The sequence below is a fragment of the Tenacibaculum sp. TC6 genome (assembly GCF_050606265.1).
GTDB lineage: Bacteria > Bacteroidota > Bacteroidia > Flavobacteriales > Flavobacteriaceae > Polaribacter.
Genome location: NZ_JBOCUK010000038.1, coordinates 17,529 through 28,523 on the forward strand (window position 1 = coordinate 17,529; position 10,995 = coordinate 28,523).

Here is a 10,995-nt window from a genome sequence, read left to right on the forward strand (position 1 = left end):
GACAAGCCAAAAATAACACCGCAAGAACCGTTAAAAATTAAAATCTGTTTGAGTGATAGCGAGTTATTTTAATTTAGGTTCGAGGATGATTATTTTTGAGTACAGACTGGTTAAGACTAGATTTTTTGTTTCTTTTTCATCGATGGAAAAAGAAAGATGATAAAATTAAACCAGCGTTTGTTATACATCATAGCAAACGCTAGTTTGTATGTTGAAGCTGTACTTCTTCTATCAATGCTAAGGTAACGTCATAAATAGGGCGTTGTATCATTTTGCTTTTTAACCAAGCATAAAAACTCATTACAAAAATATCTTCCTGTTTGGCGCCAACAAATTCAAAAGAGTTTTCTACCTGATTAAAAAACGATGAAGTAGTTACCAAAGACGGATTTTTATAATATTGCTCAACTAGTTTCAGAAAAACGATTACTCGTTCTTGATTAATTTCCTGTAGGAACTGAACATATTTTCGTTTAAAACTTAACAATCTCGATTCAAATAGATCTATATTTTGAAGTTCTAAGTGTAGCAGAATTTCAATTAAATTCTTTTTAACAGTCCACTCAATGCCCATTTTATCAATATACCACTGGTCAGAATGATGAAGTTTTGCGCATAGATGGAGCGCTTTTTTAAACTCATTAGTTTGAAAGTAGAAAGTTACCAAACTCAATTGGATTTCTAAAAGAGCTTTTACATCAGAGTGTTTCTTTTTAAGGACAGTTTCTAATAACTGAATAGCTTTAGTTTGTTGGTTGGAGTAATTGTTGTTTAAGGCAACCAACAGGGCATAGTTTATATAAAAGCTATGATAGTATTTCCCTTTATTTAGGAGCATGTAAGCATGCATAATTTCCAAGTATTCCAGCGATTCCTTAAATTTTTTATTTCTTAATAAAGTATTCGCAATTAAGTATAAAACACGAATATGGTAAAATACCTGCTTTTCTTTGCCCTTTTTATCTTTTAAAATTTGATAGGTATTGATAAGGAATTGTTCCGTTTTTACATAATCATTATGGATAAAGGCAGAAATATTAAGAATAGCAATAAGCTGGTATAGTGATTTAAAAGACAAATCTTGTGCTAAATTAATATGATGTTCTTCAAAAAGTGTATCAATAAGCGACTGAAAGTCTATTCTATGTTTGTTCTGATTTGTTTTAAGTGTTTGCCTTACTTTTGCATAAACAATATTGAGTTCTTCTTCTAAAAACAGGTGTTTCTGATTTTCTTTAAACGAATATATTACTTCATTAAAATCAATAGCCGTATAGGTATGCGCATACTGTATTTTGGTATGATAAATTTCATTAAGTATAGGAAATAATTGATGCTCTTTTGCTATAATTTCTGCTTTGTCTAAAATTTTAAAAGCAGCTTTATAGTTTTGATGAAATAAAAAATCTCTGGCAGCCAAGATATACTTAATTAAAAGCATGTCTACAGAGTTCTCGCCTTGAATTTTGGTATGGGCAATAAAATCGATTAAAGAATCGTATAAACGTTGTTTTAGTGTATAAAAAGCTTCTCGTTTATGAGCTCCGTATAATTCATAACAAATTTGTTCGGTTGAGGTTTCTCCTTTTTGAGCTAATTTAAATAATAAGATGTTTTTAGTATCGGTTCTTTTATTCCTTTTTTCTAAAAACAAAAGAAAACCTTGCTGCTGTTCCTCAGAAAATGAAGAAATAATTTGACGTAGTTGCTTCATTTAATCGTTAGATAAAAACTAGATTAGAGGTGTAAATATAAGTATTTTTAATTTTTTTGTGTAAAATATATCGTTAGATTTTTAGTGATATTGTTTTTAGTATGATATCAATATACAGCACCTTTGGAGTATAATTAAAAACCAAAAGTTATGAATACTCAAACAGAATGGTCAGCAGATCAGCACCAAAAAACTAAAAAGGAAAGAAAGAAAGTATTAAAAGTATATGATCAAAAACCAACTTCTGCTTATGTAGGCGCTTCATGGGCAGCATTGTTAATAGGAATTACTTCTTATTGTATAGGTTTATGGAATGTAGAAATGCAATTAAACGAAAAAGGGTATTATTTTACAGTACTATTGTTTGCATTGTTTTCAGTAATCTCAGTTCAAAAATCAATTAGAGATAGGCTAGAAGGTATTCAAGTAACGGAAATCTATTATAGTATTAGTTGGTTTACCACGATAGCATCTATAGTATTGTTGGTAGTAGGTTTATGGAACGCCGATTTATTGCTGAGTGAAAAAGGGTTTTACGGAATGTCATTTGCATTGAGTATTTATGCAGCTATTTCTGTACAAAAAAATACCCGAGATATTGAATATATCAATAGAAATGAAGAGAAAGGAGAGGAGGAATAGTATGTATTAGAATGTTACAGTTTTAAATGATAACCTAACAAGTAAAATCACTTAAGAATTCAATTTTTTAAGTGATTTTTTTGCGTATTTCAAAAGTATAGATAATAAGAACTTTGTCGTATTTTTACTTCTTTATAAGAAGGGCACATGAAAAAATCTACCATACTCATTGTTTTAGCATTTTTCTCTATTTATGTTATTTGGGGATCAACCTATTTATGGAACAAAATTGCAGTTTCTGAAATCTCGCCAATGTTGTTAGCAGCTACCCGATTTACCACGGCAGGTATTTTAATTATGTTATTAGCAAAAGCCATGAAAAAACCATTAGGTATTTCAAAGAGTCAGTTAATAAATTCTACCATTGCAGGGTTTCTGTTTTTAGTATATGGAAACGGTGTTTTTGTATGGGCATTAAAATATATAGATAGTGGTTTTGGTGCTTTATTAGGTTCTACACAACCCTTGTTTGTATTGTTATTAATGCGTTTAATAGACGGTAAAAAAATGCAAGGAAGATCTATTATTGGAGTGTGTTTGGGTGTATTGGGGATGTATTTATTGGTAAGCCAAAAAGAAATAGCTACTTCAGAAGATACCGTACTGGGAATAATGATGATTTTTAGTTGTGTGTTAAGCTGGAGTTACGGAAGCGTATTTGTAGCCAAGGCAGATTTACCTAAAAACTTTTTTGTGAGTACAGGTTACCAAATGCTCATCGCCGGAATTTTATTATTTACCGTTAGCTTAATTTTAAATGAACCTTGGAGCTTACCATCAAGTTGGTCTTTTGATGTACAACTGTCTATGGTATTACTCATTCTATTTGGAAGTATTGTAGCCTTTACAGCATTTAATTTCTTATTAAAAAATATCTCGGCAGAAAAAGTATCTACCTCTGCTTATGTAAACCCAGTAATTGCTTTGTTTTTAGGATGGTATTTTTTAGATGAAAGATTAAGTACACAATCAATTATTGCCTCAGTAGTTTTGCTAACCGGAGTGTATTTTATTAATTCAAGAAAAAGGCAGTCAAAACTTAAGATTACCACCAAACCACAAAAAGTTTAAGAAACTCACCATTTGGTTTTTTAACCCAGCATAGAGGTGCATTTTCTTCCTGTAAATAACAGGATACTTTTTCTAAAAAAGAAGTGTAGTTGAGCCAAGAAACATGAGCATGCGGAAGAACCAACCAGTTATGTTTTGAAGGAATGTAAAATTTTGCGTTCGAAAATTGAGATAGCTCATTTTTAGTACAGTAATATCCTAAAATACATTGGTTGTTAAGGTAAGGGTATTCTTTTTGAATGCTATGCAACGGCACAAACAATTGCGCTTTAAAATATACTTTTTGTACCATAGTTTCAGAAGAGAACCCTATTGTTTCTAAATATATTTTACATTCATTAGAATATAATAAAGGAAGTTGCTTTTCGGTTAACTTGGTAAGTTTTTGTGTGAGTGAATCTCTTCGGTTAGGACCAATCCATTTATTTATTTCAGAAGTGGTAATTGAAGGATCGTACAGATAAAACTTATATATAATTTCTAAATGAACCGGAATATTGTTTTCTAAAAGAAGACAATCCAATTCTCCAAGGGTCATTTTTTCTTGTTGAATTTGAATATTTTCAGCAAGCAACTTTATATGCTCTGTGTGTTGTAATTCAAACGAAACAAAGCGCTCTACCTGTTTTCCTAATCTAAGCTTTTCAGGTATATTATCTTGATAAGAAATTGCTGCTTGATTATTATGTTCAAATTGAACTAAATCAAACAGTCCTATACCATGCCATAAAAAGGGAGTCTTTATAAAACCTTCATATTGAAGTTGTAGTTCTTTTTTATTATAAAACATTGATTAAAATTAAGAAAATATAGTGTAAAATCACCCATAAAGGGTGAGCTTATTTACTTGTATAAATCATAGTTTTGCTTTGTAAATAAAATATAAATAAAAAACAAAAACATGAAAAAATCACGTATGAAGAAAACAAAGAAATTTTTAAGATCAACAAGTGTATTACTCTTAAGTATTATGCTATTTTCTTGTTCTAACAATCAGGAAGAAGAAATAGGAATGATTGAGAAACAGCAAGAACAAAACATGCCTACGGTACAGAATGAAAGGTTAGTTTTTAAAGATGGTAAACAGTATAGTAAGTTTATAGAAGATAAAAACTTATTAAAAGAGTTAGCACTTACTCTTTCTGCTAAGAAATTTGCACCTTTAAGAGAGGTAGTTTCCGGAGATGAGAATGAATATGCAGACTTTATTTTGGATTTATACAATAAAAACAGAGAAATTCAAATAGGAAGTGAGCTTATTTTTATTAAAGATTGGACACAATACATTGTTAAAAATCAAAACGAAGAGTTGTTTGCCCAGATTAAAAGAGGAGAGGTTACAGAAGAGAGTAAAGAGTTGAAAATCTATAAAATAGAAAGAAAAATCATCCCTTTAAAACAAGAGAATACAAATCAGCAACGTAATTGGTTGGATGCCAGGTATCAAAAAGAATTTACCACTAATACAGGAGGAAGAATGAAGTTTGTAAATGAAGCTTATTTGAATGTGTACTACATACCTATTGGAATTGGATATGTTACTGCTGCAATTGATTACGGTGTAAGAGCAAAATATGAATGGTTACACGGTAGAACTTGGAAACCGGCAGGTGAAAATGTATATAAAGAAATTAGAAATTTGAGTATAAAGCTAAAAAATAGTGTTGGAGAACAAGTGTTAAACAGAAGTATAGTTTCTCAGGAAGATAACAGAAACTTAATAGTTAATACTAATGCAAATTCTGTAGCGGGTAATATGAATTATACGTTAGAAATTTCAGGTAATTTCTATTCAGAAGTGCGCCATTACCAACAACCTAATTATAATTATAGAGTGTATTGTAATTGGATTGCACATTTTGTAATTTAAAATATATCAAAAAAAAAATACACAAGATAATTCTTGTGTATTTTTTATATGGATGGAAACTTTTGTTTTTATTCTTGTATTCCTAATTTAGCTAATACCTGTTTTGTAATATCAAAACGTTCGTCTATATACGCAAACTGGTTACCACCAGTAGTTAGAATTTGTGTATAACCGTTTGTAGTAGCTATCTCTTTTACAGCATCATTAAGTTTTTTGTATAAAGGTTTCATGTATTCATCTCTTCTTAATTGAATTAAAGTAGATCCATTTTTACGAAACTTACCCATATCTTGTTCAATAACAGCTATTTCCTGAATTTTGGTGTTTCTGTCGTCACCAACTAAAGTTTTCTCAACTTTTTTAAAGGCTTCAATCTTGTCATTATACTCTTTCGCTTTTATTTGAAAAGAAGAATCTAGTTGTTTTGCATAATTACTAATTCTAACTAAAACCTCTTTCATTTCCGGCATTTTACCAATAATATAATCGGTATCAATAGTTCCGGTTTTAGTTTGAGCAAAAGTTAAAGAAGTGAATAATAAAGTAATAAAAAGGATAAGGTTTGATTTCATGTTTTTTAATTTTTAACAAATATATAAAAGTGGATATCTTGGGTGTCTAAAAAAGCGTTAAAGTTTAGCTTCAATAGTCGCTATTATATGCTGAGTGTTTTCTTGAAAATCAAACCATATAATTGATGTGTCTTTTCTAAACCAAGTACCTTGTCGTTTTGCAAAACGTCGGGTATTTTTCTTGATTTCTTCAATAGCAAAATCTAAGGTGAAATGACCATCGAAATAGTCAAACAGTTCACGGTAGCCAACAGTTTGTAAGGCATTTAAACTTTTATGGGGATACATTTCTTTGGCTTCAGTAAGCAAGCCGTTATCCATCATAATATCAACTCGTTTGTTAATACGATTATACATAAGTTCTCTATCGGCAGTTAAACCTATTTTAATACTGTTAAAGTTACGAGCTGCTTTGGGTTTATTTTTAAAAGAGGAATACGTTTTTCCGGTACCTATACAAATTTCTAAGGCTCTGATTAAACGATGCGGATTATCAATAGCAATGGTATTATAGGCTTCAATATCTAATGAAGCTAACTTTTTTTGAAGAGTTTCTATTCCGTCAGAAGCCAATAAAGCAGTTAAGTTACTACGAATAGAAGGATCAACATCCGGAAAATCATCTAATCCGTTTAACACGGCATCTACATATAAACCACTTCCGCCTACCATAATTTGGATTGGGTTTTTCTTAAAAAGTTCATCTAATGTAGCCAAAGCATCACGTTCAAACTGCCCTACATTGTAGTCATCAAAAATACTTCTGTTTTGTATAAAATGATGTGTAGCAGCCTCCAGTTCTTCTTTATTAGGTACCGCAGTTCCTATAGACATTTCTTTGTAAAATTGTCTGGAATCGCATGAAAGAATATCACATCCGAAATGCTGAGCAAGTTTTATTCCTAAAGCGGTTTTTCCAATAGCTGTAGGTCCTACAATGGTAATAAGCGTATTTGTCATTAATCGTGTAATTTACTTCCGCAATGATTGCAATATATGGCATCGTCATCATGACCTTCATAAGAACAGTTAGGACACGATTGAGTATTTAAATGTAAATCATGTATTCTAGTCATTTCAGAAGATACAATTCCGGTAGGAACTGCTATAATTCCGTAACCTAATATCATAATTATACTCGCTATTAATTGGCCAAAAGGAGTTTGTGGAGCAATATCACCATAACCCACGGTAGTTAGTGTTACAATCGCCCAATAAACGCTTCTGGGAATACTGGTGAAGCCATTATCTCCCCCTTCAATTAAATACATAATAGTACCTAATATGACACATAAAATGAGTACAAAAAATAAAAAAACGGCAATTTTAGCTCTACTGGCTTTTAAGGCTTTAATAAAGTTATTAGACTCACCTATAAAACGTGCTAACTTTAAAATTCTAAATACCCTTAGTAAACGTAAAGCTCTTAGAGCAAGTAAACTATGTGTACCGATGAAAAAAATAGATAAATACTTAGGAATAGTAGAGAAAAAATCAATAATACCATAAAAGCTAAATATATACCTTGCCGGTTTATTTATAGATACAATTCTTAAAATATATTCAATGGAAAAAAGTACAGTTAAAATCCATTCTCCAATATTTAAAATAGCACCGTATTTGGTCTGAATTTCATCAACACTTTCAAGCATTACAAAAAGTACTGAAGAGAGAATAGCTATTAATAAAATAATATCAAAAAGCTTTCCTTCACGAGTATCAGCCTCGTAAATTATTTCATGTAGTTTATCTTTCCAGTTTTTTTCCTGCTCTTTCAAACGAATAATTTTAGGTTAAACATTTAGTTTTTAGTATTTCGTAGCACTTGATAAAAAAATCGTAAAACCGACTACAGACTGCTTTATTCATTACCTTTTGCGGAGGTGGTTAGCTTATATTACCATATCCCCTATGAGGGGGTCAAAATGTTTTTGTTAAAAATTGAGATACAAAAATATGTTTTTGAATCATGCTTACCAAATCTATACGCGGAGAGAAGAAAAGCAGATTAAAAAACAGCAACAGCTCTAACAGGAGAACCTGTGCCTCCTCTTATTTTTAAAGGAAGCGCTATAAAACGAAAGCGGCCTCTTCCGATGAGTTGATGAAGGTTAATCATATTTTCATAATGTGTAAATCCTAAGTCACCACAAATATGATGTACTTCTTTATTAGAAACATTGGGAACTCCGGGCGACATGGTTTCAACACCAAAAGTAGCTATTTTTTGTAAACCAAGCCAAGTAGCACATTCGGCTGTAATACCAGGGCCTTTTCCCCAGTTTTCGGTATCGAAATGTTTACGATAATGATTCGTATATAATAGAACAGTATCTCCTTCTTTTATCGTTAACTTTTCTTTTTGTAAAGCATTTTTAATTTCTTCAGAAGTAATAAGTTCTTGAAGTTTTTTATGAGAAAAATCTAAACAAATACCTTCCGTATAAAACATAGATAAAGGCATGGTGTCAATTGATTTACCTTTATGTTTTGCTGCCATATGGTTTAAAGCATCAACGTGTGTTCCGGTATGTTCTCCTAATTCTAATTTGTATACACTTGGAGTTGTCGTTGTTGGATTTTCAATACCGTCCCATTCTTCATGTGTATTATGGATAGACATTTTTACTTGAGGTAAACTTTTATAAACAGGCATTCCCTCGTAAATTTCCTGACTTAAATCAATAATTTCAGGCATTATTTATAACTCAATTTTAACGTTATAATTCTCTAAATCTTTAATGTAGTTGTGAGGTATAAATTCATCGCTGTCAAATTCATCTTGACGATTCTTTTTCATTTCTATGCGTTTTACAGCTTTTAAAAATCGTCTCATTTCAATTTGGTTGCTAACAATAATCCCCGGAACAATAACGCCTTTACCATGTTCATCTCTGGCAACCATGGTAAAGTATGAAGAATTACAATGGTTTATAGTTCCTGTTTGAATATTTTGAGACTCTACGCGAATACCAACAACCATTGACGTTTTCCCGGTATAATTTATAGAGGCTTTTAGGGTAACTAACTCGCCAACCTCAATAGGATTTAAAAAATCTACGGTATCTACAGAAGCGGTAACGCAATATGCACCGGAATGTTTAGAAGCACAGGCAAAAGCAATCTGATCCATTAAATTTAAAATATATCCTCCATGAATTTTACCGCTAAAATTAGCATGAGAAGGAAGCATTAATTCCGAAATAGAAATACGAGTGTTTTCTACATTTTTAAAATCATTCTTCATTTGTATCATTAGTTATTCCTCGAAAATGTGGTGATTGTTCTTCTTCTACCTTTGTGATAAAATATTTAGTGTCTCCTAACCAGAAAAAAGTTCCAAAACGCTCCTTGTAATACACTTTTACATATCTGCCTTGATATTTTTGCAAGTCTTCAATTACTTTTTTTTCTTTATCTTCTACTGAAAAAGAAAAGATTTGAGCTCCTGAAATACCTTGACTTATTTCTCCTTCCCATGTTTTTATCATAACTCCTTTATGACTGATTTTTATAAGTTCACCGGAGCGAACCCCTTCACTATAAGGAATAAAATAGATAAAAGCATAATATAAGCCGGCTATTAAAGCGATGATAACCAGAATTAAAGCTAATATTTTTTTCATAAAATAAGTATATTTTCTATAAACAAAAGTAAGGTTAAAATTTTGACTTGTAAAATGAATTGAAATTGGTAAGTTTGTCTTGCTTCAAAAAAATAGAAAAATGAATTACATTTTATTTGATGGTGATGTTAGAAATGCTTTATTACCATTTACTTACACCAAACCGGTTGCAGATATAAGAATAGGAATTTTAACCATTCGTGAAAAGTGGGAGAAGTTTTTAGGAGTTACTACTACAACAATTACTGAAGAATATTTAGAAGAAAAATATCCGATGGTTGAAATGGAAGTAAACGTATTATTGAATGCTTCTTTTTTACCTAGTAAAACATTGGTTGAAATGGTAAAAAACTTAGAACCTAATCAAGCCATATTTAAAGAGGAAGATGTAATCGCTTTTTACACAACAGATACTCAGGAAGAAGTTGATTTTTCTCAATATGAACAAATAGAGTTTGTTGAAGAATTAATTCAGATAAAGAATACATGGGACATTTTTTCATTAAATGATAAAGCAATCAAGGTCGATTTTGAATTAATAACAGAAGGAAGAAAATCGCAGCCTATACCAGATACTGTTAATTGTATTAATAGAGATGATATTTTTATTGAAGAAGGAGCTACCATTACTTTTGCTACATTAAACGCTTCAACAGGACCAATTTATATAGGAAAAAATGCATTGATTATGGAAGGTTGTTTAGTAAGAGGACCTTTAGCAATGTGTGAAGAGTCTGCGTTAAAAATGGGAGCAAAAATTTATGGAGCAACTACTTTAGGTCCGCATTGTAAAGTAGGAGGAGAGGTTAATAATGCTGTTTTGTTTGGATATACTAATAAAGGACATGAAGGGTATTTAGGAAACTCTGTATTGGGTGAATGGTGTAACTTAGGAGCAGATACCAATAATTCTAATTTAAAGAATAATTATGCAGAAGTTAGATTATGGAATTATGAAACGGGTAGATTTGCTAAAACAGGTCTGCAGTTTTGTGGATTAATGATGGGAGATCATTCTAAATGTGGAATTAATACCATGTTTAATACCGGAACGGTGGTAGGAGTTTCTGCTAATATTTTTGGAAGCGGGTTTCCAAGAAACTTTATTCCTTCATTCAGTTGGGGAGGAGCTTCCGGTTTTACAGAATATAAAACCGATAAGGTTTTTGAGGTAGCAGAAGTAGTAATGAAAAGAAGAGGAATCGAATTTGATGAAGTTGAGAAAAAAATTTTAGACCACGTTTTTACGGAAACACAGAAATATAGAAATTATTAAAAATTTATGTAGTTCTAATTAGGGGAAGCTTACAATATTATATATGTTTGATGTTCTTTTAATTCACCTTTCCAACCTATTTTATAGTATTTCATTTATAGTAAAGCTAAAAAAGAGTTACCCAAAGGCAACTCTTTTATATTTTTATATGTCCCGTCCTAAAATAAGTTGACACAAATTAGACTTATTTTATGAATACGAGTCCACACAAGAAAAAGCGCACA

Annotated in this window: 12 protein-coding genes; 4 read left to right on the forward strand and 8 right to left on the reverse strand. The window is 31.0% G+C overall.

Features of this window, described 5'->3' with window-relative positions:
- Positions 1 to 199 precede the first annotated feature (199 nt).
- Positions 200 to 1,714, reverse strand: coding sequence for a hypothetical protein (locus ACQY1Q_RS15285; protein ID WP_431006198.1), 1,515 nt, complete (start codon positions 1,712 to 1,714; stop codon positions 200 to 202).
- 150 nt (positions 1,715 to 1,864) lie between these two features.
- Between ACQY1Q_RS15285 and yiaA the strand changes: the two genes are divergently transcribed.
- Positions 1,865 to 2,356 carry an inner membrane protein YiaA gene (yiaA, locus tag ACQY1Q_RS15290; protein WP_431006199.1) on the forward strand — a complete coding sequence of 164 codons (492 nt, stop codon included), beginning with the start codon at positions 1,865 to 1,867 and terminating at the stop codon, positions 2,354 to 2,356.
- Positions 2,357 to 2,503: 147 nt separating this feature from the next.
- Entirely contained in the window at positions 2,504 to 3,427 is a 924-nt protein-coding gene (locus ACQY1Q_RS15295; RefSeq protein ID WP_431006200.1) for an EamA family transporter, read from the forward strand.
- Here ACQY1Q_RS15295 and ACQY1Q_RS15300 read toward each other — a convergent pair.
- Entirely contained in the window at positions 3,402 to 4,217 is an 816-nt protein-coding gene (locus ACQY1Q_RS15300) for a DUF1853 family protein (RefSeq protein WP_431006201.1), read from the reverse strand. The two genes, ACQY1Q_RS15295 and ACQY1Q_RS15300, sit on opposite strands and share 26 nt — an antisense overlap.
- A 111-nt stretch (positions 4,218 to 4,328) precedes the next feature.
- Between ACQY1Q_RS15300 and ACQY1Q_RS15305 the strand changes: the two genes are divergently transcribed.
- A complete protein-coding gene (locus ACQY1Q_RS15305; RefSeq protein WP_431006202.1) occupies positions 4,329 to 5,297 on the forward strand; it encodes a hypothetical protein in 969 nt (322 codons plus the stop codon).
- Between the two features lie 68 nt (positions 5,298 to 5,365).
- Here ACQY1Q_RS15305 and ACQY1Q_RS15310 read toward each other — a convergent pair whose 3' ends face one another.
- The 6 genes from ACQY1Q_RS15310 to ACQY1Q_RS15335 form a co-directional block, all read right to left on the reverse strand.
- Complete coding sequence (locus ACQY1Q_RS15310) at positions 5,366 to 5,869, reverse strand: OmpH family outer membrane protein (RefSeq protein WP_431006203.1); 504 nt, start codon at positions 5,867 to 5,869, stop codon at positions 5,366 to 5,368.
- Between the two features lie 57 nt (positions 5,870 to 5,926).
- On the reverse strand, positions 5,927 to 6,829 hold the full coding sequence (miaA, locus tag ACQY1Q_RS15315) for a tRNA (adenosine(37)-N6)-dimethylallyltransferase MiaA (protein WP_431006204.1): 903 nt from the start codon (positions 6,827 to 6,829) through the stop codon (positions 5,927 to 5,929).
- Complete coding sequence (locus tag ACQY1Q_RS15320; RefSeq protein ID WP_431006209.1) at positions 6,829 to 7,653, reverse strand: ion transporter; 825 nt, start codon at positions 7,651 to 7,653, stop codon at positions 6,829 to 6,831. Before ACQY1Q_RS15320 ends, miaA begins: the two co-directional genes overlap by 1 nt.
- A 224-nt stretch (positions 7,654 to 7,877) precedes the next feature.
- Complete coding sequence (locus ACQY1Q_RS15325) at positions 7,878 to 8,567, reverse strand: cyclase family protein (protein ID WP_431006205.1); 690 nt, start codon at positions 8,565 to 8,567, stop codon at positions 7,878 to 7,880.
- A 3-nt stretch (positions 8,568 to 8,570) separates the two neighbouring features.
- Positions 8,571 to 9,116: an acyl-CoA thioesterase gene (locus ACQY1Q_RS15330; protein ID WP_431006206.1), complete on the reverse strand. Its 546-nt coding sequence runs from the start codon at positions 9,114 to 9,116 to the stop codon at positions 8,571 to 8,573.
- Positions 9,106 to 9,495 carry a 6-phosphogluconate dehydrogenase gene (locus ACQY1Q_RS15335; RefSeq protein WP_431006207.1) on the reverse strand — a complete coding sequence of 130 codons (390 nt, stop codon included), beginning with the start codon at positions 9,493 to 9,495 and terminating at the stop codon, positions 9,106 to 9,108. The genes ACQY1Q_RS15330 and ACQY1Q_RS15335 overlap by 11 nt, the downstream gene beginning before the upstream one ends.
- Positions 9,496 to 9,595: 100 nt before the next feature.
- Between ACQY1Q_RS15335 and ACQY1Q_RS15340 the strand changes: the two genes are divergently transcribed.
- Positions 9,596 to 10,771, forward strand: a complete 1,176-nt coding sequence (locus ACQY1Q_RS15340; protein ID WP_431006208.1) for a GlmU family protein — start codon at positions 9,596 to 9,598, stop codon at positions 10,769 to 10,771.
- Positions 10,772 to 10,995 lie beyond the last annotated feature (224 nt).

Excerpts from the sequence above, each read along its gene's own strand:
- ACQY1Q_RS15285 (WP_431006198.1), bottom strand. The coding sequence starts at position 1,714 with ATGAAGCAACTACGTCAAATTATTTCTTCATTTTCTGAGGAACAGCAG.
- ACQY1Q_RS15300 (WP_431006201.1), bottom strand. The coding sequence starts at position 4,217 with ATGTTTTATAATAAAAAAGAACTACAACTTCAATATGAAGGTTTTATA.
- ACQY1Q_RS15330 (WP_431006206.1), bottom strand. The coding sequence starts at position 9,116 with ATGAAGAATGATTTTAAAAATGTAGAAAACACTCGTATTTCTATTTCG.
- ACQY1Q_RS15295 (WP_431006200.1), top strand. The coding sequence starts at position 2,504 with ATGAAAAAATCTACCATACTCATTGTTTTAGCATTTTTCTCTATTTAT.
- ACQY1Q_RS15340 (WP_431006208.1), top strand. The coding sequence starts at position 9,596 with ATGAATTACATTTTATTTGATGGTGATGTTAGAAATGCTTTATTACCA.
- miaA (WP_431006204.1), bottom strand. The coding sequence starts at position 6,829 with ATGACAAATACGCTTATTACCATTGTAGGACCTACAGCTATTGGAAAA.
- ACQY1Q_RS15310 (WP_431006203.1), bottom strand. The coding sequence starts at position 5,869 with ATGAAATCAAACCTTATCCTTTTTATTACTTTATTATTCACTTCTTTA.
- yiaA (WP_431006199.1), top strand. The coding sequence starts at position 1,865 with ATGAATACTCAAACAGAATGGTCAGCAGATCAGCACCAAAAAACTAAA.
- ACQY1Q_RS15305 (WP_431006202.1), top strand. The coding sequence starts at position 4,329 with ATGAAAAAATCACGTATGAAGAAAACAAAGAAATTTTTAAGATCAACA.
- ACQY1Q_RS15325 (WP_431006205.1), bottom strand. The coding sequence starts at position 8,567 with ATGCCTGAAATTATTGATTTAAGTCAGGAAATTTACGAGGGAATGCCT.
- ACQY1Q_RS15335 (WP_431006207.1), bottom strand. The coding sequence starts at position 9,495 with ATGAAAAAAATATTAGCTTTAATTCTGGTTATCATCGCTTTAATAGCC.